The organism is Micromonospora citrea, assembly GCF_900090315.1.
Lineage (GTDB): Bacteria > Actinomycetota > Actinomycetes > Mycobacteriales > Micromonosporaceae > Micromonospora > Micromonospora citrea.
Genome location: NZ_FMHZ01000002.1, coordinates 5,409,118 through 5,431,831 on the forward strand (window position 1 = coordinate 5,409,118; position 22,714 = coordinate 5,431,831).

General features: G+C 74.9%; 17 protein-coding genes and 1 pseudogene. 10 read left to right on the forward strand and 8 right to left on the reverse strand.

Annotated features, from left to right (window positions below; all coding sequences use genetic code 11):
- Positions 1 to 13: 13 nt before the first annotated feature.
- Entirely contained in the window at positions 14 to 1,312 is a 1,299-nt protein-coding gene (locus tag GA0070606_RS24785) for a DUF58 domain-containing protein (protein ID WP_091104829.1), read from the reverse strand.
- Between the two features lies 1 nt (position 1,313).
- A complete protein-coding gene (locus GA0070606_RS24790) occupies positions 1,314 to 2,369 on the reverse strand; it encodes an AAA family ATPase (RefSeq protein WP_091104831.1) in 1,056 nt (351 codons plus the stop codon).
- A gap of 561 nt (positions 2,370 to 2,930) precedes the next feature.
- On the opposite strand from GA0070606_RS24790, the gene leuS reads away from it, so the two are divergent.
- Positions 2,931 to 5,768 carry a leucine--tRNA ligase gene (gene leuS, locus GA0070606_RS24795; protein WP_091104834.1) on the forward strand — a complete coding sequence of 946 codons (2,838 nt, stop codon included), beginning with the start codon at positions 2,931 to 2,933 and terminating at the stop codon, positions 5,766 to 5,768.
- Between the two features lie 113 nt (positions 5,769 to 5,881).
- On the opposite strand, the gene GA0070606_RS24800 is transcribed toward leuS, so the two are convergent.
- Entirely contained in the window at positions 5,882 to 6,736 is an 855-nt protein-coding gene (locus GA0070606_RS24800; RefSeq protein ID WP_091104836.1) for an ABC transporter permease subunit, read from the reverse strand.
- On the reverse strand, positions 6,733 to 7,647 hold the full coding sequence (locus GA0070606_RS24805) for an ABC transporter ATP-binding protein (RefSeq protein WP_176737410.1): 915 nt from the start codon (positions 7,645 to 7,647) through the stop codon (positions 6,733 to 6,735). The genes GA0070606_RS24800 and GA0070606_RS24805 overlap by 4 nt, the downstream gene beginning before the upstream one ends.
- 132 nt (positions 7,648 to 7,779) lie before the next feature.
- Between GA0070606_RS24805 and GA0070606_RS24810 the strand changes: the two genes are divergently transcribed.
- Positions 7,780 to 9,033, forward strand: a complete 1,254-nt coding sequence (locus tag GA0070606_RS24810) for a sensor histidine kinase (protein ID WP_091104838.1) — start codon at positions 7,780 to 7,782, stop codon at positions 9,031 to 9,033.
- Positions 9,030 to 9,686: a response regulator gene (locus GA0070606_RS24815; RefSeq protein ID WP_091108155.1), complete on the forward strand. Its 657-nt coding sequence runs from the start codon at positions 9,030 to 9,032 to the stop codon at positions 9,684 to 9,686. The genes GA0070606_RS24810 and GA0070606_RS24815 overlap by 4 nt, the downstream gene beginning before the upstream one ends.
- Before the next feature lie 152 nt (positions 9,687 to 9,838).
- Here the strand turns inward: GA0070606_RS24815 and GA0070606_RS24820 are convergent, their stop codons facing one another.
- From GA0070606_RS24820 to GA0070606_RS24835, 4 genes are read right to left on the reverse strand one after another with little or no spacing between them, the layout of a single operon-like run.
- A complete protein-coding gene (locus GA0070606_RS24820) occupies positions 9,839 to 10,687 on the reverse strand; it encodes a phosphotransferase (RefSeq protein WP_218106047.1) in 849 nt (282 codons plus the stop codon).
- A gap of 7 nt (positions 10,688 to 10,694) precedes the next feature.
- The gene (locus GA0070606_RS24825) at positions 10,695 to 11,429 is read right to left on the reverse strand and encodes a VTT domain-containing protein (RefSeq protein ID WP_425413111.1); all 735 of its coding nucleotides are present in this window, start codon (positions 11,427 to 11,429) and stop codon (positions 10,695 to 10,697) included.
- Positions 11,372 to 12,091 (reverse strand): type 1 glutamine amidotransferase, encoded by a 720-nt coding sequence (locus tag GA0070606_RS24830; protein ID WP_091104844.1) that lies wholly within the window; start codon positions 12,089 to 12,091, stop codon positions 11,372 to 11,374. Before GA0070606_RS24830 ends, GA0070606_RS24825 begins: the two co-directional genes overlap by 58 nt.
- A complete protein-coding gene (locus GA0070606_RS24835; protein WP_091108158.1) occupies positions 12,081 to 13,328 on the reverse strand; it encodes a Mur ligase family protein in 1,248 nt (415 codons plus the stop codon). The genes GA0070606_RS24830 and GA0070606_RS24835 overlap by 11 nt, the downstream gene beginning before the upstream one ends.
- Positions 13,329 to 13,684: 356 nt before the next feature.
- Here GA0070606_RS24835 and mraZ point away from each other — a divergent pair, with 356 nt between their 5' ends.
- From mraZ to mraY, 7 genes and pseudogenes are all read left to right on the forward strand, one after another.
- Positions 13,685 to 14,116 carry a division/cell wall cluster transcriptional repressor MraZ gene (gene mraZ, locus GA0070606_RS24840; RefSeq protein WP_091104847.1) on the forward strand — a complete coding sequence of 144 codons (432 nt, stop codon included), beginning with the start codon at positions 13,685 to 13,687 and terminating at the stop codon, positions 14,114 to 14,116.
- Positions 14,117 to 14,318: 202 nt separating this feature from the next.
- Positions 14,319 to 15,432: pseudogene (gene rsmH / locus GA0070606_RS24845) on the forward strand (16S rRNA (cytosine(1402)-N(4))-methyltransferase RsmH).
- Positions 15,422 to 16,027, forward strand: coding sequence for a cell division protein FtsL (ftsL, locus tag GA0070606_RS24850; RefSeq protein WP_091104850.1), 606 nt, complete (start codon positions 15,422 to 15,424; stop codon positions 16,025 to 16,027). Before rsmH ends, ftsL begins: the two are co-directional and overlap by 11 nt.
- Before the next feature lie 5 nt (positions 16,028 to 16,032).
- Complete coding sequence (locus tag GA0070606_RS24855; RefSeq protein WP_091104852.1) at positions 16,033 to 18,243, forward strand: peptidoglycan D,D-transpeptidase FtsI family protein; 2,211 nt, start codon at positions 16,033 to 16,035, stop codon at positions 18,241 to 18,243.
- A gap of 52 nt (positions 18,244 to 18,295) precedes the next feature.
- Complete coding sequence (locus GA0070606_RS24860; RefSeq protein ID WP_091104855.1) at positions 18,296 to 19,858, forward strand: UDP-N-acetylmuramoyl-L-alanyl-D-glutamate--2,6-diaminopimelate ligase; 1,563 nt, start codon at positions 18,296 to 18,298, stop codon at positions 19,856 to 19,858.
- Positions 19,855 to 21,279 carry a UDP-N-acetylmuramoyl-tripeptide--D-alanyl-D-alanine ligase gene (locus tag GA0070606_RS24865; RefSeq protein WP_091104857.1) on the forward strand — a complete coding sequence of 475 codons (1,425 nt, stop codon included), beginning with the start codon at positions 19,855 to 19,857 and terminating at the stop codon, positions 21,277 to 21,279. The genes GA0070606_RS24860 and GA0070606_RS24865 overlap by 4 nt, the downstream gene beginning before the upstream one ends.
- Entirely contained in the window at positions 21,276 to 22,403 is a 1,128-nt protein-coding gene (gene mraY, locus GA0070606_RS24870; RefSeq protein WP_091104859.1) for a phospho-N-acetylmuramoyl-pentapeptide-transferase, read from the forward strand. The genes GA0070606_RS24865 and mraY overlap by 4 nt, the downstream gene beginning before the upstream one ends.
- Positions 22,404 to 22,714: the final 311 nt, after the last annotated feature.

Below are 22,714 nucleotides of genomic sequence, written 5' to 3' on the forward strand. Positions count from 1 at the left end.
GGGAGCCTTCCGTTCATCGCACGCCGCCGGCCACCGTCTCGGCCATCGCCGCCCGCACGGCGAAGCCCTGCGAGCCGCGGGCCGCCTGCGGCCACAGCGCCGGCAGCCGGGCGCCGTGGTCGACCCCGATCACCCGCCAGCCGCTCTGCAACAGGGCCAGCGCCGCGGCGCCGTGCGCGTGGTCGGCCTCGGCCCGCGCCTTGTCGGGCAGGTGCAGCCAGGTGGAGCTGTCCAGCAGGAATCCGACGCAGGTCGCGCCGTTGGCCCGCAGCCCGGCCAGCAGCTCCGCCTCGGCGGTGCTCACCGACCCGAACAGGCCGATGATCAGGCCGCCGTCGGCCCGCTGCCGGACCCGTTGCACCAGGGTGGTCAGCTCGATGTTCTTGTCGAGCCGGACCTCCGCGAGGTGGTCGAGGAGCAGCCCGTCGCCGGTCACCTCGGAGGCGTCGACGTCGGCACCGGAGCCGGTGACCAGGCGCAGCTTGTAGCCGGCCTGCCGCAGGTGCACGGCGATGCTCGCGGTCGCGGAGACCGCCCACTCGAAGGACGCCGTCGGCCCGTCGCCCCGGTGGCCGTACGCGCGGGTGTCCAGCACGACGGTCGCCCGGCTCTCCCAGGGCTGCTCCTCCCGGCGCACCATCAGCTCGCCGGTGCGCGCGGTCGACTTCCAGTGCACCCGGCGCAGGTCGTCGCCCATCCGGTATTCGCGGGTGGCGGCGTCGTCCTCGCCGTGGACCGCGACGGACCGGGCCCGGCTGTCGCCGCTGCCGGCGTACTCGCCCGGGAGGCGCACCGAGGGCAGCGGGGTGACCTGCGGGATGACGGTCAGGTGGTCGACGCTCGGGAAGGCGCGGCTGAGCTCGCACAGCCCGAACGGGTCGGTCATCCGGACCACCAGCGGGCCCACCTCGTAGCGCCCGCGCACGTCGGCCCGCACGGTGTAGGCCACGGAGCTGGCCTGGTGGGCGCCGAGCCGCTCCAGCACCACCCGAGGGCGGCTGCCCAGCGCGTAGGGCAGCCGGTCCTCCAGCAGCAGGGTGCCGGTGGGCAGCCGGGACATGTTCTGCAGCCGCAGCACCACCCGGGAACTCGCCCCGACGGGCACCCGGTGCGGGTCCAGCGACCGGTTGCAGGCCAGCTTGTAGCGGCTGCGCCCGACGTAGGCCGCGGCGAGCAGCGGCAGGACGGCCAGCAGCACGGCGACCCGGAGCAGGTCCTTCTCGCCGAGGATGCCGGCGGAGATCGCGGCCGCGACCGCCGCGGCGAGGAACGATCGGCCGCGGGTGGTCAGCCCTCGCAGCCCGTCGCGCACGTCACCGCCTCCGCGGCTCGTAGGGGGCTCGGCCGTTGCCCTCACCCGTGGGTCGGGTGTCGTACGGGGAGCGCTTGCGGTCGTGCGGCAGCGGCAGCCGGTGCACCAGCTCGGAGACGATCGCGTCGGTGGTGCGCCGGGCCAGCTGGGCGTCGGCGGTCGGGATGATCCGGTGCGCGAGCACCGGCACGGCCAGCGCCTGCAGGTCGTCGGGGAGGACGTAGTCGCGCCCCTCCAGGGCGGCGACCGCGCGGGCGGTGCGCAGCAGCTGGAGGGTGGCCCGGGGGGAGGCGCCGAGGCGCAGGTCGGGGGCCTCGCGGGTGGCGGTGACCAGGTCGATCGCGTACTGCTTGACGGCGTCGGCGACGTGCACCTGCCGGACGTGACCGATGAGTTGGCGCACCGTGTTGGCGTCGGAGACCGGCCGCAGCTCGTCCAGCGGGTCGGTGGCGCCGTGCCCGTCGAGCATGGCCAGCTCGGCGTTCGGATCGGGGTAGCCCATCGCGATGCGGGCGGTGAACCGGTCGCGCTGCGCCTCGGGGAGGGGGTAGGTGCCCTCCATCTCGATCGGGTTCTGCGTGGCGACGACCATGAACGGCGTCTGGAGGTGGTAGGTGACGCCGTCGACGGTGACCTGGCGCTCCTCCATGCACTCCAGCAGCGCGGACTGCGTCTTCGGCGAGGCGCGGTTGATCTCGTCGCCGACGACCAGGTTGGCGAAGACCGCGCCGGGGCGGAACTCGAAGTCGTGCGTCTCCTGGTTGTAGACGCTGACGCCCGTGACGTCGCTGGGCAGCAGGTCCGGCGTGAACTGGATGCGGCGCACCGAGCAGTCGATCGAACGGGCCATGGCCTTCGCGAGCTTGGTCTTGCCGACGCCCGGCACGTCCTCGATCAGCAGGTGGCCCTCGGCGAGCAGGACGGCCAGGGCGAGCCGCACGGTGGCGGTCTTGCCCTCGATGACCTGCTCGATGTTCGAGACGATGGCTTCGCTGGCGGCGCGGAACTCGTCGTGCGGCAACAGGCCGCCCACCTCGTCCCAGGTCTGTTGTGTCACGGGCCTCCTCCTCGTCGCCGGACGGCAGCTCTGAATAGAGCAGCTGGACCCGCCGTTGGGTTCGCGACGCCGAGCCTCGTCTGCCGCAGAAATCTCACTGGTCTCTCAGGCTAACCATGTTTGTCGCTGTCGCCGACCCCCGCAGGTGGACCGCCGGTTACGCCCCGAATATTCGCCGGGTCGGGGGATCCGCCGGTCGCTGTCGGTGTCGACCATGATCACGATGGGTCCGTCGGGCGGGGCTGCGTCCCGACCCGTGGTAGCGGGCGACGTGCGGGACCGGACGGCGGGGTACACTCCCGGTCATGGCCGGATTCTTCCTGCTTCTTACCGGGCCGTGCTGATGCGCTGACGCGCGACAGCACGGCGGCCCCTCCTGCGCGAGGGGCTTTTTTGTGCCCTCCGCCGGGCGACCCGGCGGTCGGCACCGGTGCCGGGCCCGGCGGCGCGGCACCGGCGGCGAGCAGACCCGATCCAGACCGACATGACCGCGCCGAGCGAGGTCAGCATCCAGCCCGGCCGTGGCGTGGCCGGCGGCGACGAGCGAAGCGAGGAGACGCCATGAGTGAGGCAGCACCGGCGGGCGACATTCCCCCGTTCCGGTACACCGCGGCCCTGGCCGAGGAGATCGAGCAGCGCTGGCAGGACACCTGGGAGCGGGAGGGCACCTTCCACGCCCCCAACCCGACCGGTCCGCTGGCCGACCCCGACCATCCCCGCGCCGGCGCCGAGAAGCTGTACGTCCTGGACATGTTCCCCTACCCGTCGGGCGCCGGCCTGCACGTCGGCCACCCGCTGGGCTACATCGGCACCGACTGCTTCGCCCGCTACCAGCGGATGGCGGGGCGCAACGTGCTGCACGCGATGGGCTTCGACGCGTTCGGCCTGCCCGCCGAGCAGTACGCGGTGCAGACCGGCACCCACCCGCGGACCACCACCGTGGCCAACATCGAGCGCTACAAGGCGCAGCTGCGCCGGCTGGGCCTGGCCCACGACGAGCGCCGCTCGGTGGCCACCATCGACACCGACTTCTACCGCTGGACCCAGTGGATCTTCCTGCAGGTCTTCAACTCCTGGTACGACGCCGAGGCGAAGCGGGCCCGCCCGATCGCCGAGCTGATCGCCGAGTTCGAGGGCGGCAACCGGCCGACCCCCGACGGCCGCCCGTGGGCGGAGCTGTCCGTCGCCGAGCGCCGGGCCGTCGTCGACGACCACCGGCTGGCGTACGTGTCGCAGGCGCCGGTCAACTGGTGCCCCGGGCTGGGCACCGTGCTGGCCAACGAGGAGGTCACCGCCGACGGCCGCTCGGAGCGGGGCAACTTCCCGGTCTTCAAGCGCAACCTGAAGCAGTGGATGATGCGGATCACCGCGTACGGCGACCGGCTGCTGGACGACCTGGACACGCTGGACTGGCCCGAGCCGATCAAGCTGATGCAGCGCAACTGGATCGGCCGCTCCACCGGCGCGCACATCGACTTCCCGACCGCCGTGGAGCCGATCCGGGTGTTCACGACCCGGCCGGACACGATCTTCGGCGCCACCTACATGGTGCTGGCCCCCGAGCACGAGCTGGTCGACGCGCTGGTCCCGGCGGCCTGGCCGGAGGGGACGAGGGACGCGTGGACCGGCGGGCACGCCAACCCGCGCGCGGCCGTCGAGGCGTACCGCAAGGCGGCGGCGGCCAAGACCGACGTCGAGCGGCAGGCCGACACGAAGGAGAAGACGGGCGTCTTCGTCGGGGCGTACGCCACCAACCCCGTCAACGGGGCGCAGGTCCCGATCTTCATCGCGGACTACGTGCTGGCCGGCTACGGCACGGGCGCGATCATGGCGGTGCCCGCCCAGGACGAGCGGGACTGGGCGTTCGCCGAGGTCTTCGAGCTGCCGATCGTGCGCACCGTGCAGCCGGCGGAGGGCTTCGACGGCAAGGCGTACACCGGGGACGGGCCGGCGATCAACAGCGCCGCGCCCGAGCGCGGCCTGGACCTGAACGGCCTGGGGGTGGCCGACGCCAAGGCGGCGATCATCGAGTGGCTGGAGGCCAACGGTCACGGCGCCGGCGCGACGACCTACCGGCTGCGCGACTGGCTGTTCTCCCGGCAGCGCTACTGGGGCGAGCCCTTCCCCATCGTGTACGACGAGACCGGCGCCGCGATCGCCCTGCCGGAGGAGATGCTGCCGGTCGAGCTGCCCGAGGTGGACGACTTCTCGCCGCGCACCTTCGACCCCGACGACGCCGACAGCGACCCGGAGACGCCGCTGTCGCGCCGCCGGGACTGGGTCGAGGTGGAGCTGGACCTGGGCGACGGGCCGAAGCGCTACACCCGCGAGACCAACGTGATGCCGCAGTGGGCCGGCTCCTGCTGGTACGAGATGCGCTACCTGGACCCGACCAACGCCGAGCGGTTCGTCGACCCGGAGAACGAGGCGTACTGGATGGGCCCGCGCGGCGAGGGCGACTGCGGCGGCACCGACCTGTACGTCGGCGGCGCCGAGCACGCCGTGCTGCACCTGCTGTACGCCCGGTTCTGGCACAAGGTGCTGTACGACCTGGGGCACGTCTCGTCGTACGAGCCGTTCCGCAAGCTGTTCAACCAGGGCTACATCCAGGCGTACGCGTACACCGACGCCCGGGGCGCCTACGTGCCGGCCGAGGAGGTCACCGAGCGCGACGGCGGGTTCTACCTGGGCGACACGGCGGTCAAGCGCGAGTACGGCAAGATGGGCAAGTCCCTGAAGAACGTGGTCACGCCGGACGAGATGTGCGCCGCGTACGGGGCGGACACGTTCCGGGTCTACGAGATGTCGATGGGCCCGCTGGAGGTGTCCCGCCCGTGGGAGACCCGGGCGGTGGTCGGGTCGTACCGCTTCCTGCAGCGGGTCTGGCGGGCGATCGTCGACGAGCAGACCGGCGCGCTGCGGGTCACCGACGCCCCCGCCGACGACGCGACGCGGCGGCTGCTGCACAGGGTGGTCGACGGGGTCCGCGCCGACATGGAGGCGATCCGGTTCAACACGGCGATCGCCAAGCTGATCGAGCTGACCAACGGGCTGACCCGGCTGGCGGAGACCCCGCGCGAGGTGGCCGAGCCGCTGGTGCTGATGCTGGCGCCGTTCGCCCCGCACGTCGCCGAGGAGCTGTGGCGCCGGCTGGGGCACGACACCTCGCTGACGTACGCGGACTTCCCGACCGCCGACCCGGCGCTGCTGGTCGCGGAGACGGTGACGTACCCGGTGCAGGTCAACGGCAAGGTGCGCGGCCGGGTCGAGGTGCCCGCCGACGCGCCGGAGGAGGCCGTCCGCGCGGCGGCCCTGGAGGCGGTCGCGTCGTCGCTGGCCGGCAAGGAGCCCCGCAAGGTCATCGTTGTCTCCGGCCGGATGGTCTCCGTGGTCGCCTGACGTGTCGCGGGCAGGGCCGTCGCGGGTGTCGCACGCGACGGGCCCTGCCCGGCTCCGCCGGCCGGCGGAGCCTGCCCGACCCCGACGGCGGCGGGCCCCGCCGCCGTCGGCGACTACGGGTCCCGGCGGTGGACGACGACCACGGCGACCAGCGTCGCGACCAGGGACCAGCCGGCGAACGCGAGCCAGGAGCCGGCGACCGTGGCCGGGAACGGGTCCGGGTTCAGGACGTCGGGGTGCACCTCGATCAGCCGCTGCCAGGCGGGGACGGGCAGCACGTGCCGGAGTTCGGCGATCCACCGGTGCGTGTCGCTGTCCACCACCAGCGGCAGCAGCACGAGCAGCACGGTGGCCGCCACGACCGCCCCGGCGGCGTGCCGGATCACCGCGCCCAGTCCCATGCCGATCAGCGCGCAGACCGGCGCCAGCAGGGCGCTGCCCAGGACCGCCCGCGCCACCCCCGGGTCGCCGATCGACCAGCCGGCGTCCCGCCCGGACAGGATCGCCTGGGACACCCAGAACGCGGTCGCCGCGGTGACCAGGCCCAGCACGAGCATCACCGCGGCCAGCACGGCCGCCTTCGCGACCACCACCGACCGGCGGGCGGGAACGGCGGCGAACGTGGCCCGGACCAGCCCGCTCTGGTACTCGCCGACGACGGTCAGCGCGCCGACGCTGGTGGTGGCGAGCATCAGCAGCAGGTAGCCGGCCTCGGGGAAGGCGTCCCGCGCCGGCCCGTACAGGTGGAACATCTCCCGGCGCCCGTCCGGGTAGCTCGGCCAGTTCCGGTGGTCGGCGAGGCTGGCGTGCACGCTCACCCCGACGACGAAGAGGAACACCAGCGGCAGCGTCCACCGGGTCGAGCGCAGCGACCACAGCTTGATCCACTCGGCGGCGAGCAGGTCGCGGAACCGGGCCGGCGCCTCGGTCACGGTCGACCGGCGGGTCGGTTCGATCGTCGCGGTCATCGGGTCTCCTCCCCGGCGTGGTACTCGACGCTGTCGGCGGTCAGCTCCATGAAGGCCTCCTCCAGCGAGGCGGTGCGGGTGGTCAGTTCGTGCAGCCCGATGCCGTGGGCGAGCGCGAGGTCGCCGATCCGGGCGGCCGTCAGGCCGGTCACCACGAGGGCCCCGGCGTCGGCCGGTACGACCCGCGCGCCCTCGGCCGCCAGCACGACGGTCAGCGCGGCCGGGTCGGGCGTACGCACGGTCACGCTGGCGCGGGTGCCGCGGGCGGCGAACTCGGCGAGGCTCTGCTCCGCGATCAGCCGGCCGCGGCCGAGCACCACGAGCCGGTCCACACAGTGCTCCATCTCGCTCATCAGGTGGCTGGAGACGAAGACCGTCCGGCCCTCGTCGGCCAGCCGCCGGAACAGGTTCCGCACCCAGCGCACGCCCTCCGGGTCGAGGCCGTTGAACGGCTCGTCGAACAGGAGCACGGGCGGGTCGCCGAGCAGGGCGACGGCGATGCCGAGCCGCTGGCGCATGCCGAGGGAGAACCCGCCGATGCGCCGGGCCGCGGCGCCGGCCAGCCCCACCTCCCGCAGCACCGCGTCGACCCGGGCCCGGGCGATGCCGTTGCTGCGGGCCAGCGCGGACAGGTGCGCCGCGGCCGTACGTCCGGCGTGCACGTCGCCGGCGTCGAGCAGCGCGCCGGCGTGGTGCAGCCCGCGCGGCCGGTCGGCGAACCGGACCCCGTCCACCGTGGCGCTGCCGCTGGTCGGCGTGGTGAGGCCGAGGATCATCCGCAGCGTGGTGGACTTGCCGGCCCCGTTGGGGCCGAGGAAGCCGGTCACGTGGCCGGGGCGCACGGTCAGGGTGAGGTCGTCGACGGCCGTCCTGTCGCCGTACCGCTTCGTCAGAGCGTTCAGTTCGATCACGTGGCCCACGGTGCCGGGCGGCGGCCGGCGCGACGTCGCCCCGGCGGCCACAACCGGCGGCCGGCGACTGGCCCCCGGGCGTACGCCCGTGGGCCGATGCCGGGGCGACGGCGCGCCGGATAGCTTGTCCGCATGGATGCCACCGTGCCGCGCCCGCGTCGCGTCTCGTCGCTGGTGCGGACGGTGCTGCCCTGGGCCGGCGTCGCGCTGCTGCCGGTCGCCGTGGTCATGGCGCCGCGGACGGCGTCGAGCCGCGGCGGCGTGGGGTTCGGCGACTGGTGGCTTCCAGAGCGCTACCTGGTGCCGCTGCTGGCCGTGGGGCTGCCCGCCGGCCTGCTGCGCCGCCGCCCGGTGCTGGCCCTGGCGCTGATGCTGGTCGCGGCGTGCGCGGTCACCGTGAGCGTCAACGTCCCGGAGGCCGGCTACCTGGCCGACATCTGGTACGCGCAGTTCCTGACGATCGACGCGGTGGTGGGGCTGATCGCGGCGAACCGGTCGCGCCGGGTCTCGGTGCCGGTGGCCGTCGTGACGCTCGCCGTGCAGATCACCGCGAGCTTCGTGAACCCCTCCCTCGACCCGCTGAGCCGGGCCATGATCTCCGTGCTGGCGGTCGTCACCGCCTGGACGGTCGGCAACTCCGTGCGGGCCCGGCGCGGCTACGCCGAGGCGCTCCGGTCGCACGCCGCCGCCGAGGCGGTCACCGCGGAGCGGCTGCGCATCGCCCGCGAGCTGCACGACATGGTCGCCCACAGCATCGGAGTGATCGCCATCCAGGCCGGCGTCGGCGCCCGGGTCATCGACACCCAGCCCGCGCAGGCGCGCGCCGCGCTCGCCACGATCGAGCAGACCAGCCGGGAGACCCTGGCCGGCCTGCGGCGTACGCTCGGCGCGCTGCGCCGGCCGCAGTCGGAGTCGGCGTCGCTGGACCCGACGCCCGGGCTGGACGACCTCGACCGGCTCGTCACGGCCGCCGCCGACGCCGGGGTGCGGGTGGACCTGCGGCGCGGCGGCGAGCGGCGGAGGGTCCCGGCCGAGGTCGACCTCGCCGCGTACCGGATCGTGCAGGAGGCGCTGACCAACGTGGTCCGGCACTCGGGCAGCGACCGGTGCCGGGTCACCGTCACCCACGGCCCCGACGAGATCGCGGTGGAGGTCGTCGACGACGGTCGGGGCGGCACGGTCGGCGGCGAGGGGCACGGCATCGTCGGGATGCGGGAACGGGTTGCCCTCGCCGGCGGCCGGTTCCAGGCCGGACCGCGCCCCGAGGGCGGCTTCCGGGTGGCGGCGTGGCTGCCGGCGCCACCGGCGGAGGAGCGTTCCGGCGCGAGCGCGGCGGCGGGGGAGCGGTCGGCGGCGACGGAGCGGGCCGGGACGGGGGCGCGATGAGCGTCCGGGTGCTGCTCGTCGACGACCAGCCGCTGGTCCGCGCCGGGCTGCGGGTGCTGATCGCCGACGCGCCCGACCTCGACGTCGTCGGGGAGGCCGGCACCGGCGCCGAGGCGGTCCGGCTGGCCCGCGATCTCGCGCCCGACGTGGTGCTGATGGACCTGCGGATGCCGGGCACGGACGGCATCGCGGCCACCCGCGAGATCACGGCGCAGGGCGGGCCGGCGCGCGTCCTCGTGCTCACCACCTTCGACGACGACGCGCACGTGCACGCCGCGCTGCGCGCCGGCGCGAGCGGCTTCCTCGTCAAGGACATGGCGGTGGACGACATCCTCGCCGCCGTCCGGGTGGTGGCCGCCGGGGACGCGCTGATCGCCCCCGGGGTCACCCGCCGGCTCATCGCCGAGTTCGCCCGCCGGCCCGCGCCGGCCCACCGGCCCCGGGCCCTGGCCGGGATCACCGAACGGGAACGCGAGGTGCTCACCCTCGTCGGCCGGGGCCTGTCCAACGGCGAGATCGCCGCCGAGCTGGTGATCAGCGCGGCCACCGCCAAGGCGCACGTGGCCCGGCTGTTCAGCAAGCTCGGCGCCCGCGACCGGGTGCACCTCGTGATCGCCGCCTACGAGGCGGGATTGGTCTCCCCGGCGGGATGAGACACGCGACCGGGTGGGGCGGGCGCGCTCCGGGCGGTCAACGCAGCACGGCCGTCGGTCAGTGCGGCGCGGAGCCGGTCAGCACGCCGTCACCGCCGTGCGGGCGCGGAGCCGGTCAGCACGCCGTGGCCGCCGTGCGGGCGCGGAGCGGGTCAGCGCAGCACGGCCGTGACCACCCGGCGGTGCTCGGCCAGCCAGTCGTGCCAGCCGCGCACCATGTCGGCGACCCCCGCCTCGCGGAGCCGGCGCATGGCCGGGTCGCCCCGCTCCGCGCCGGCCGCGATCCCGCGCCAGGTCCCGTCGATCTGGGCGAGCATCACGTCGACCAGCTCGGCGCGGGGCAGCGCGGGCGACCCCGTGCCGGCCGCCTCGTAGGCGTCGCAGAGCAGCCGGGCGCGCCGGCCCAGCTCCACCGGGTCGGCTCCCGGCCCCGGCGCCGCCCAGTGCCAGGCGGCGACGGCGACATCCTCGACCCGCCGGCCGGGCGCGGCGAGGTCCCAGTCGATCAGCGCCACGGGCAGCGGGCCGGCGGCGGAGTCCCGGTACACCGTGTTCTTCGGGGACAGGTCGCGGTGGCAGACCGTCTCGGCGTCCCCGGCCAGCGGGCTGCCCGCGCAGGCGTCGTGCAGCCGCCGGACCAGCTCGGCCAGCCGGGTCAGCGCCGGGTCGGCGAAGTACGCCGGATCCTCCCTGTCCCGCCACGGCACCCGGCCGTCGACGTGGCTGAGCACCTGCCGACCCTGCTCGTCCGTGCCGAGGTGGCGGGGCGCGACGTCCGCGCCCACTCGCTCCAGGTGCCGCAGCAGCGCGGCGACGAACTCGGCGTTCTCCGGCGGCGTACGCCGGACGGTGTCGCCGACCCGGACCACCTCGGCGATGAAGCCGCCGCGCAGCCGCTCCCCGGCGACGGTGGGGTCGGCGCGGCCGGTGGCGCCGCTCGGCTGCCGCCCCTCGTGTTCCGGCCCGGTGTCCTCGCCCGCCCCGGGGGACCCGCTGCGCACGCCGGCCTCAGCCCGGCCCGAGCCGGCGCTCCCGCTCGGCGCGCCACCAGCGTCGGATCAGCACCGCGCTGGCGACCAGGCCGAGCGCGGCGGGGGCGGCGGCGAACCAGTTGACGTCGCCCGGGGAGGCGGCCGCAGCGCCCACCGCCGCGTAGCCGAAGGCCGTGGGGGCGGAGGCGAGCACGCTGCCGACCAGGAACGGCAGCACCCGGGCGCCGGTGGTGCCGTAGCCGTAGCTGACCAGGCCGAAGCCGGCGATCGGCAGCAGCCGTACGCTGACCACGCCGAGCACGCTCTGCCGGGCGAACCAGCCGTCGAGGCGGGCCAGCCGGCCGCGTACCCGCTCGGCGACGAACTCCCGCCCCAGGACGCGGCCGACCGCGAAGCCCAGCGCCGCCGCCAGCAGCGCGGCGCCCAGCGCGTACGCGGCGCCCTCGAGCGCGCCGAAGATCGCCCCCGAGGCGAGCGTGATGAACGTCCGGGGGACGAGCGCCACGAGCAGCAGCGCGCCGCCCAGGACCGCCGCCACGGGGGCGAGGTCGCCCAGCCGGTCGGCCAGCCCGGGCAGCTCCCCGGCCTCGGGCAGGTCGACGACGAGCAGCACCGTCCCGCACGCGGCGAGCAGGAGCAGCAGCAGCGCGAACCGGACGGCCGACGGCTCGCGCAGCAGCCGTCGGACCGGGTTCATGCCCGGGCGGCGGCCACCGCGGCGCGGCGTTCGGCGCGGAGCCGGTCGGGCCAGGTGTCGTCCAGCGGCGGGAGCTGGTGCGCGCCGGTGGCCCAGCGCAGCAGCAGGTCGGCCAGGGCGGGGTTGCGGGCCAGGGCGGGGCCGTGCGAATAGGTGCCGAGCAGCTTGCCCCGCCAGGCTCCCTCGGTGGCGCCGTCGTTGCCGACCCCGGCGGTGACCCGGGCCAGCGGGGAGACCCCCGGGCCGAGGTGGGTGCGACCGCCGTGGTTCTCGAACCCGGTCAGCGCCGGCACGCCCAGCCGCGGGTCGATCTCGCCGGCCAGCTCGCCCACGGCCCGGGTCGGCCCCCGGTCGGAGGAGAAGTCGAGCAGCTCCAGCCCCGCGCACCTGGTGCCCTTGGCGAAGAAGGAGGTGCCGAGGAGCTGGTAGCCGGCGCAGACGCCGAACACCACCGAGCCCTGGGCGACCGCCCGGTGCAGGCCGCCGTCGGCGAGCAGCCGCTGCGCGCCCAGCGCCTGGGGGCCGTCCTCGCCGCCGCCGATGAGGTAGATGTCGGCGGTGGAGGGGAGGCGCTGGTCGGAGCGGACCTCCAGCACCTCGACCGGGAAGCCGCGCTGGCGCGCCCGGCGGGCGAGGATCAGCGCGTTGCCCCGGTCGCCGTAGGTGGAGAGCAGGTCGGGGTAGATCCAGACGATACGCAGGCTCTCAGTTGACACGGTCCAACTCCGCTCGGATGTCCTGGAACGCGGTGTAGTTCGCGATGACCTCCAGGCGGCCCGGAGGCACCGCCCGGACGGCGTCGTGGAACGTCCGCACGTGCTGGAACGGCACGTCGTTGACCTCCAGCCGGACCGCCAGGTCGTACGCGCGGTCGCCGGTGATCAGCACCTGCCGGCCGCGCAGCGGGGCGAAGTCGACGTCGAAGAGCCAGGAGGTGTCCAGCCCGTCGGGGTCCCGGGCGTTGATGGAGAGCAGTGTCGGGGCGACGTCGGCCATGTCGAAGGCCTCCAGCCAGCTGGCCGGGTTCTTAGCCAGCAGCAGCCGGATGTTGCGCCCGTCCCGCTCGACCTGCGCGTAGCGGCCCGCCACGGAGGTGACGGTGCCGAGCTGGAGCACCGCGTCCACGGGCCGGACGCCGAACTCGGCGGCGACGGCCAGCGCGGTCGCGGCGTTGCCGACGTTGACCTTGCCGGGGAGCTGGAGCTTGACCTTGTGCCAGGCGCCGGTCGGGTCGATCACGCCGTCGTCCTCCACCGTCCACTGCGGCTGCGGGCGGCGCAGCGGGCAGCCGCTGCACCACCACTGGTCGCCGGAGCGCTGGATGGTCGAGCCGCACTCGGGGCAGACCCACGAGTCGTCGTGCCAGCGCTGCCCGGCGCTGAACCAGGTGACGTGCGGCGGGGCGATGCGGTGGTCGTGGTTGGGCGGCGGCGTCGCGGCCCACACCACCATCGGGTCGTCGGCGTTGGCGACGATGCGGACGTCGGTGTGCCGGACCAGCGCGGCGCGCCAGAGCTGCGCCATCATGGCGACCTCCTTGGCCCGGTCGAGCTGGTCGCGGGAGAGGTTGAGCAGCGCCACCACGTGCGGCTCGGTGGCCTCCAGCACCTGGGCGAGGTAGTGCTCGTCGACCTCCAGCACGGCGTAGGGGGTGCTGCCGGCCTTGGCGAGCGCGGAGGTGTGCCCGGTCGGCATGTTGGCGCCGAACGAGTTGGTGGCGACGCGGCCGAGCACCCCGACCGCCGCGGCGGTGAGGCGGGTGGTGGTGGTCTTGCCGTTGGTGCCGGAGATCAGGGCGATCGCGCGCCCGGCCGACAGGTGGGCCAGCAGGTCGGGGTCGATCTTCAGGCCGATCCAGCCGCCGATCACCGAGCCGTCACCGCGCCCCGCGGCCCGCGACAGCGCCGCGGCGGTCCGCGACACCGAGCTGGCCACCTTTGCCCGCAGGGGCATCTTCGCGTCCGTCACCCGAGCGAGGTTACCGGACCGGCGGGCCCACCAGATCGCCGCCGACGGCGAACCGTTCGGCCGGGGTGATCCGTCGGGCCGGCCGGATCGCGCTCGGCCGGACGGAGTCGATCTATGTCGGAAAGCAGACCGGGCCCGGGGGCCCCCGCCGCCCTCCACTCCGCTCCACCCCCTCTGACGTGCGGTTTCGCGCGGCGGTAGGGCGCGCCACGCGGGCGATTCTGGTTGCGGGTGGAGGGAAGTGGAGTAGAGTGGGGCGCAATGGTGAGGCCGGGAGGGCCCACCGGCCCGGGGGGTCAGCGGCGCCGCGAACGCCGCTCAAGGGCGAGGGGGTTGGGCCGATGTTCCTCGGCACCCACACCCCACGCCTGGACGACAAAGGCCGGTTGATCCTTCCGGCGAAGTTCCGGGACGAGTTGGCGGGGGGTGTCGTGATCACCAAAGGGCAGGAGCGCTGCCTCTACGTCTTCCCGATGCCCGAGTTCCAGCGGATCGCGGAGCAGTTGCGCGCGCAGCCGATGACGCACAAGGCGGCCCGGGCCTACAGCCGGGTCTTCTTCGCCAGCGCGCACGATGAGGTGCCGGACAAGCAGGGCCGGGTGACGATCCCGGCCCACCTGCGGTCTTACGCCGCTCTCGACCGGGACCTGGTCGTGATCGGCGCGAGCACCCGGGTGGAGATCTGGGACAGGGCCGCCTGGGAGAACTTCCTCGCCGAGAGCGAAGACGACTTCGCCGACATCTCCGAGGGGGTGCTGCCCGGCGGTCTGTAGGGCGTGACGCGCCCGACGTACTGCGAGATCTCCACCCGCTTTCGAGTTCCTGGCACCCCTTCCCCGGTGCCAGGCGCACGATCCGACAGGAGGGCCGCGGCCTCCGGCGGGCGGGAGCGGATGGGGATCTGGCGGTACGACGGCACGGCGTCGCCCGACGACAGGCGCAGAAGGACGAGGGTTTCAACCAGTGGGGGTCGACATGGGGGAGCTGCGCGGCACGCACGTGCCGGTACTGCTCGAGCGGTGTCTCGAGTTGCTGGCCCCCGCGCTGGACCGGGGCGGGCGGACGGTCCATGTCGACGCGACGCTGGGCCTGGCCGGGCACGCCGAGGCGGTGCTGGAGGCGCACCCGGAGACGGTGCTCATCGGGCTGGACCGGGACACCGAGGCGCTCGCGCACGCGCGCGCCCGGCTGGCCCGTTTCGCCGACCGGATCCACCTGGAGCACGCCGTCTACGACGAGCTGCCCGAGGTGCTCGACCGGCTCGGCTATCCGGGCATCGACGGGATCCTGTTCGACCTGGGGGTCTCGTCGCTGCAGCTCGACGCACCCGACCGCGGGTTCGCGTACGCGCAGGACGCCCCGCTGGACATGCGGATGGACCAGACCCGGGGGGTGACCGCCGAGGAGGTGGTCAACACCTACGCCCACCCGGACCTGGCCCGGGTGCTGCGGGTCTACGGCGAGGAGAAGTTCGCCGGCCGGATCGCCTCGGCGATCATCCGGGAGCGCGAGCGGGCCCGGATCACCTCGTCGGCGCGGCTGGCGGAGCTGGTCCGGGAGTCGATTCCGGCGCCAGCCAGACGAACCGGGGGACACCCGGCAAAGAGAACGTTTCAGGCTTTACGGATCGAGGTAAACAGGGAACTGGCAGCGCTGGAGACGGCGCTGCCGGCCGCGCTCGACAAGCTCAACGTGGGCGGCCGCATGGTGGTCCTGTCCTACCACTCGCTGGAGGACCGGCTCACCAAGGCGGCGCTCGCCGACCGGGTCCGCAGCAAGGGCCCGGTCGACCTCCCGGTCGAACTGCCCGGGTCGGGTCCGACGTTCCGGCTGCTCAGCCGGGGCGCCGAACTGCCCGGGGAGAGGGAGGTCGCCGCGAATCCGCGGGCCGCCTCCGTGCGGCTGCGGGCGGCGGAGCGGCTCGACCCGGACGCGGCCCAGCAGGGGCGTACCGACCGCGAACGGTACCGCCGGCGGGTCAAGGCGATGCACCAACCGGGGGCGGGGCCCACCGGATCCGCGACGGATCCGACGGGCCCCGGGGGACGGGACAGGGACGGACGAAGAGGGGGAGGGACATGACTATTGACAAGCGCGACCGCCGGGACGTGACCGGCGGCGGGCAGCGCGCACCGCGGTCGGGGGGCCGGATCGCGGCGGAGCGGGCCACGCGCACCGGTGCCGGCACGCCTCGGGCGGACCGGACGAGCCGGCTGGGGGAGACTCGCGCCCGGGGGGCGCGCGAGTTCCCGACGCAGGGCAACGCCGCGCTGCGGCCGGCCGAGCGGGATGGTTCCGCCGCCGCCCGCCCGCCCCGGCTGCGGGTGGCGCCGCCGCCGCCGGTGAAGGTGCCGCGCGCGCCGTTCGCGGCGCTGGTGCTGGTGCTGGTGGTCGGCGGGGTGCTCGGGATCCTGGTGGTCAACACCAAGATCAATGAGAACGCGTTCCGGCTGGAGAAGCTCCAGGAGCAGCAGGCCAAGCTCGACCTGGAGCAGCAGCAGCTCAACAAGCAGATCGCCGACGCGGAGGCCCCGGGCAACCTGGAGGCACAGGCCCGCAAGCTCGGCCTGGTGGAGGCCGGCGAGCCGGCGTACATCCGGCTGCCCGACGGCAAGGTGATCGGCGTGCCGCAGCCGGCCGACGGCCAGCCGTCGATCACCAGCCAGCAGGGCGCGGGAGGCTGACGACCGTGCCACCGAGATCGGAGGAACCGCGCCGGGACGCCACGGGCTCCCGGCGCGGTTCGTCCCGTGACGTCGGTGCCCGGGGCGCCGCGCGTCGCTCCGGCGAACCGGGGGCCGGTGGCATCTCCGACGCCCGGGCGTACACCCCGCGCGGGCGCACCGTCCGCGAGCAGCGCACCGGCGGCCGGACCGACCGCGACGACGACGCCGGCCGCACCGAGCAGCGCCGGACCCCCCGCAGCACCCGCTCGGGCGACCCCTTCCGGCCCGCCCTCCAGGTGCTCGACGGCGGGCGCGCGGGCGCCGGCCGCACCGGCCGGCGGGAGCCCGCGGGCCGCTCCGGCGTCGTCCGCACCGTCACGCCCCGCGCCCCGCGCGAACCCCGCCACGACGACGAGCCGCCGGCGCCCCGCCGCCGCGCGCCGCGCCGCCCGGACCGCCCGGCCGCCCGACGACCGTCCCGCAAGCCGCCGAAGCCGCCCCGGCTGGCCGACCCCCGCCGCCGGCTGCGGCTGGGCACCGTGCTGACGCTGGCGCTGTTCGCCGTCATCGGCATCCGGCTCGTCGTCCTCCAGGCCGTGGACGCCCCGGCGTACGCCGGCGGCGGCGTCGCCGACCGGCTGCGCACCGTGACCCTGCCGGCGGCGCGGGGGGCGATCTACGACCGGGACGGCGCCCCACTGGCGCACAGCGTCGAGGCGCGCTACGTCTACGCCGACCCGACCCAGGTCAAGGACATCCCGGGCACCGCGAAGGCGCTCTCGCCGCTGCTCGGCATTCCGGCCTCCGAGCTGGCCGGGAGCATGAAGCCGCGCAAGCGGGTCAACGGGGTCGACTCACAGTTCGAGTACCTGGCCCGGGGGGTGGACATCGACCGGGCCCGGCAGATCACCGCGCTGGAGCTGCCCGGCATCTACACCCACCGCGACGAGCGGCGCGAGGTGCCCGGCGGTGACCTCGCCGCCAACCTGCTCGGCTTCACCAGCCAGGACATGGTCGGCCTGGAAGGGCTGGAGGCCCGCTACGACGACGTGCTGCGGGGCGAGGACGGCAAGCGGGTCTACGAGGTCGGCCTCGGCGACCTGGCCGCCCCGATCCCCGGCGGCTACAGCGAGACGACGAAGGCCAAGCCGGGCAGCTCCCTGCGGCTCACCATCGACCGCGACCTCCAGTTCATGACGCAGCGGATGCTGGCCCGGCACATGGCGAGCAGCAAGGGCAGCACCGGCGCGGCCGTGGTCCTGGAGGTCGGCACCGGCGAGGTGCTGGCCCAGGCCAGCCACCCCACCTACAACGCGGCCAAGCCCGTGCCGAGCGACCCGACCGACCGGGAGGACGCGGCCACCAGCTTCGTCGTCGACCCCGGCTCGGTGCACAAGGCGATCACCTTCGGCGCCGCCCTGCAGGAGCGGGTGATCACCCCGGACACCACGCTGCCGATCGCCAACGCGATCCGCAAGGGCGACACCTGGTTCGCCGACACCCACCCGGCCGAGGGCCGCCGGATGAGCCTGCCCGGCATGATGGCGTACTCCTCGAACGTGGGCACCATCGAGATCGCCGACAAGCTGGGCCCGGAACGGCTGATCGACTACCAGAAGCGGTTCGGCCTCGGCGAGCCGACCGGGGTCGGCATGCCCGGCGAGGCCAGCGGGCGGTTGCTGCCGGCCGACGAGTGGAGCGGGTCGTCGGCCGGGTCGGTGCCGATCGGGCACAGCGTCGACGCCACGCCGCTGCAGATGGCCGCCGCGTACGCGGCGATCGCCAACGACGGCACGTACGTGCAGCCGCGGCTGGTCAGGGAGGTGATCGGGCCGGACGGGAAGCGCAGGCCGACCGACCCGCCCGTCACCCGGTCGGTGCTCAGCCCCGACAACGCCGCCGCCCTGCGGCACATCCTGGAGGCGGTCACCACCGTCGAGGGCGCCACCGGCCGGGCCGCGGCGCTGCCCGAGTGGCGGGTCGCCGGCAAGACCGGCACCGGCTGGCGGCTGGTCGACGGGCGCAAGCAGCCCGGCGAGGTGGCCTCCTTCATCGGCATGGCCCCGGCCGAGAATCCCCGCTACGTGATCGCGGTCTTCGCGCACACCCCCGCCGGCGGGGGCGGCGACATCGCGGCCCCCGCGTTCCGGGACATGATGCAGTTCACGCTACGTCACTACGGGGTGCCGCCGAGTGGGGAGAAGGCCCCGAAGTTCACGGTCTATCCGCGCTGAGCGGTCACGCCGGGACATCATCGGTGAGTGCGGACGAACCACCGGGGCGGCTGTGCGGCCGGAACCGGACGACCGGGTAGGGTCTGACGCCGTGCCCGGCAATCCTCGTCCCCGTACCGTGATCGGTGTCCGGCTCGGCGACCTCGCCGCCCGGCTCGCCGTCGAACCCCCGGAGGGGGCCGCCGAGCTGGTGGTGACCGGGGTGACCCACGCCAGCCAGGAGGTCCGCCCCGGCGACCTGTACGCGGCCCTGCCCGGTGCCCGCCGGCACGGCGCGGAGTTCGCCGCCGGCGCGGCGGCGGCCGGCGCGGTCGCCGTGCTGACCGACCCGGCGGGCGCTCCGGCCGCGACCGCGGCGGGCCTGCCGGCGCTGGTGGTCGCCGACCCCCGCGCGGTGCTGGGCGACCTCGCCTCGGCCGTCTACGGCGACCCGACCGAGGGGCTGACGGTGATCGGGGTGACCGGCACGGCCGGCAAGACCTCCACCGCCTACCTGGTCGAGTCCGGCCTGCGCGCCGCCGGCCACACCACCGGCCTGATCGGCACCGTGGAGACCCGCCTGGGCGACCTGGTGGTCGACAGCGTGCGCACCACGCCCGAGGCCACCGACCTGCACGCCATGCTGGCCGCCGCCCGCGAGCGCGGCGTCACCGCCCTGGTCATGGAGGTCTCCAGCCACGCCCTGGCGATGGGCCGGGTCGGGGGGGTCCGGTTCACGGTCGGCGGCTACACCAACTTCGGCTCCGACCACCTGGACTTCCACGCCGACTCGGCGGACTACTTCGCCGCCAAGGCGCAGCTGTTCGACGGCCGCTGCGCGGTGGAGGTGCTCAACCACGACGACCCGGCGCTGAAGCCGCTGTACAAGCCGGCGACCGTCACCTACTCGGCGGCCGGCGACCCGGGCGCCACCTGGTGGGCCGACCAGGTCGGCGGCGAGGGGTACGCGCAGCGCTTCACGGTGCACGGCCCGGACGGGCTGGCACTGCCGGCCGGGGTGGCGCTGCCGGGGCGGCACAACGTCGCCAACGCCCTGCTGGCCATCGCCGTGCTGGTCGCCGCCGGGGTGGACCCGAGGACCGCCGCCGCCGGCGTGGCCGCCTGCGGCGGCGTGCCCGGGCGGCTGGAGCTGGTGGCCGCCCCCGGGCCGGTGCGCGGCGTCGTCGACTACGCGCACAAGGCGGACGCGATCGTCGCCGCGCTGGCCGCGCTGCGCGAGTACGGCGCCGGCCGGCTCGTCTGCGTGATCGGCGCCGGCGGCGACCGGGACCGGGGCAAGCGGCCGGTGATGGGCGCCGCCGCGGCGGAGGGAGCGGACGTGGTGCTGGTGACCGACGACAACCCGCGCACGGAGGACCCGGCGGCGATCCGCGCCGAGGTGCTGGCCGGCGCCCGGGCGGCCGGGACGACGGCCCGCGTCGAGGAGGTGCCCGGCCGGCGGGCGGCCATCGACGCGGCGGTCCGGCTGGCCGAGCCGGGCGACGTGGTCGCGGTGCTGGGCAAGGGCCACGAGCGCGGCCAGGAGATCGCCGGCGAGGTGCACCCGTTCGACGACCGCACCGAGCTGGCCGACGCGCTGCGCGCCCGCTTCGCCGACGAGGCGGGTCAGCGGTGATCGCGCTCAGCCTGGCCGAGGTCGCCTCGGCGGTCGGCGGGCGGCTGGTCGCCGCCGACCCGGACGCCACGGTCACCGGCCCGGTCGAGTTCGACTCCCGCAAGGTGCGCGCGGGCGCGCTCTTCGTGGCGTTCCCCGGGGAGAAGGTGGACGGGCACGACTACGCCGCCGCCGCGGTGGCCGCCGGCGCGGTGGCCGTGCTCGGCACCCGGGAGGTGCCCGGCGTGCCGATGGTGCTGGTCGACGACGCGCTGGCGGCGATGGGCCGGCTGGCCCGGGCGGTGGTCGACCGGCTGCCCGGCCTCACCGTGATCGGGCTGACCGGCTCGTCGGGCAAGACCACCACCAAGGACCTGATCGCCCAGCTGGCCGCGCGGCTCGGCCCGACCGTCGCCCCGCCCGGCTCGTTCAACAACGAGCTGGGGCACCCGTACACGGCGTTGCAGGCCGGTCCGGAGACGCGCTACCTGGTCATGGAGAAGGGCGCCCGCGGGGTGGGGCACGTGCGCTACCTGTGCGACGTGGTGCCGCCGCGGATCTCCGTGGTGCTCAACGTCGGGGTCGCCCACATCGGCGAGTTCGGCTCGGTGGAGACCATCGCGCTGGCCAAGGGCGAGCTGGTCGAGGCGCTGCCCGCCGACGGCCTGGCGGTGCTGAACGCCGACGACCCGCTGGTCGACGCGATGGCCTCGCGCACCGTCGCCCGGGTGATCCGCTACGGCGAGGCGGCGCACGCCGACGTGCGGGCCGAGGACGTGACGCTGGACGACCGGGGCCGGGCCGCGTACACCCTGGTCACCCCGGAGGGGACCGCGCCGGTGCGGCTCGGGCTGACCGGCCGGCACCAGGTCGGCAACACCCTCGCCGCCGCGGCGGTGGCCCGCGAGCTGGGCATGCCCCTGACCGAGACGGCCGTCGCGCTGGGCGAGCTGGGGCTGGTCTCCACCCGTCGGATGGACGTCTTCGAGCGCGCCGACGGGGTGACCGTGATCGACGACTCGTACAACGCCAACCCCGCGTCGATGGCGGTCGCGCTGCGTGCGCTGGCCGGCATCGGGCGGGAGCGGCGCACCGTCGCGGTGCTCGGCTACATGGCCGAGCTGGGCCCGTTCGAACGCGACGGGCACGCCGAGGTCGGCCGTCTCGCGGCCGAGCTGGGCGTCGACCGGCTGCTCGTGGTGGGCGAGCCGGCCGCGCCGATCCACGAAGGCGCGACATCGGTAGGTGACTGGGGAGGAGAGTCGGTGCTGCTCACCGATCAGGCGGCGGCCGTCGAGATGCTGCGCAGCGAGTTACGACCGGGCGACGTCGTCCTGGTGAAGGGCTCCCGGTACCGCACCTGGGAGGTGGCCGACGCGCTGCGCGCCGACGCCGCCGGGGACGGATCCGGCCCGACGGCGACGGGGGGCGGCGCCGCATGAGGGCGGTCATCGTCGCCATCGGGGTGGCCTTCCTGGTCTCGCTGTTCTGCACCCCGATCGCGATCAAGGTGTTCGCCCGGCTGAAGGCCGGCCAGCCGATCCGATCAAACCTCGGGCTCGCCAGCAACGAGGGCAAGAAGGGCACGCCGACGATGGGCGGCGTGGTCTTCATCCTGGCCACGGTCATCGCGTACGTGGCCGGTCACCTGGCGCTGACGACCCTGCCGGACGCGCAGATCGCCCAGGTCGAGCCGACGATCACCGCGCTGGTGCTGCTGGGGCTGATGGTCTTCTCCGGCGCCGTCGGCTTCATCGACGACTTCCTCAAGGTGCGCAAGCGGCACAGCGGCGGTCTCAACAAGCGCGGCAAGCTGCTCGGGCAGATCCTGGTCGGCGCGGTCTTCGGGGTCGTGGCCCTCTACTTCCCGAGCACCATGACCGACGCCTCGGGGGCCGAAACCAACACCGAGACAGTGGGCAGCACCACGCTCAGCTTCATCCGGGACATCCCGGCGCTGGACATCACCAAGGTCGGCGCGGTGGTTCTCTTCATCTTCGTGGTGATGGCCGCGACCAACGGCGTCAACCTCACCGACGGCCTCGACGGCCTGGCGACCGGCGCCTCGGTGATGGTCCTCGCGGCGTACGCGCTGATCGCCTTCTGGCAGTACCGGCACTGGTGCGCCGACCCGGACTACACCCAGGACTACTGCTACACCGTCCGGGACCCGCTGGAGATCGCCCTGATCGCCGGCGCGGCGGCCGGCGCCTGCGTCGGCTTCCTGTGGTGGAACACCTCGCCGGCGCGGATCTTCATGGGGGACACGGGTGCGCTGGGGCTCGGCGGCCTGATCGCCGGCATGGCGATGTCCACCCGGACGATCCTGCTGCTGCCGATCATCGGCGGCCTGTTCGTGATCATCACGATGTCCGTGGTGATCCAGATCATCTCGTTCCGCACCACCGGCAAGCGCGTGTTCCGGATGTCGCCGTTGCAGCACCACTTCGAGCTCGCCGGCTGGAGCGAGGTCAACATCGTGGTCCGGTTCTGGATCATCGCCGGCATCGGCGTGGCCATCGCGCTCGGTCTCTTCTACAGCGAGTTCCTCGCCAACATGACCTGAGCCGGCCGGTCGAGGCGGCTCCGGCGGGGTCGCCTCCCGTCGCGGGGCCCGGGCGCGCGCCGCCCGGGCCCCGCGACGTGTCCGGGGGACGCCGACCGCGGACGGCGCGGCGCGCGAGCCCGACACGCCGACCGGCCGGTTGCGCCGGTGGCGACCCCGGGAAACCGCGATGATGGTCGGGTGGGGGAGGGCAGAGGCATCGAGGGCAGGACAGAGGCGACGCCCCGGCGGTCACCCGGAGCCACCCGTACGCGCGACGCGCCCGCCGCGACGCGGGGGCCGGACGAGGCCGGGGGCCGGCCGCGCGGGGT

Bases quoted from the DNA above. Each gene is read 5' to 3' on its own strand.
- leuS (WP_091104834.1), top strand. From the start codon at position 2,931: ATGAGTGAGGCAGCACCGGCGGGCGACATTCCCCCGTTCCGGTACACC.
- GA0070606_RS24800 (WP_091104836.1), bottom strand. From the start codon at position 6,736: ATGACCGCGACGATCGAACCGACCCGCCGGTCGACCGTGACCGAGGCG.
- GA0070606_RS24810 (WP_091104838.1), top strand. From the start codon at position 7,780: ATGGATGCCACCGTGCCGCGCCCGCGTCGCGTCTCGTCGCTGGTGCGG.
- GA0070606_RS24815 (WP_091108155.1), top strand. From the start codon at position 9,030: ATGAGCGTCCGGGTGCTGCTCGTCGACGACCAGCCGCTGGTCCGCGCC.
- GA0070606_RS24835 (WP_091108158.1), bottom strand. From the start codon at position 13,328: ATGCCCCTGCGGGCAAAGGTGGCCAGCTCGGTGTCGCGGACCGCCGCG.
- mraZ (WP_091104847.1), top strand. From the start codon at position 13,685: ATGTTCCTCGGCACCCACACCCCACGCCTGGACGACAAAGGCCGGTTG.
- ftsL (WP_091104850.1), top strand. From the start codon at position 15,422: ATGACTATTGACAAGCGCGACCGCCGGGACGTGACCGGCGGCGGGCAG.
- mraY (WP_091104859.1), top strand. From the start codon at position 21,276: ATGAGGGCGGTCATCGTCGCCATCGGGGTGGCCTTCCTGGTCTCGCTG.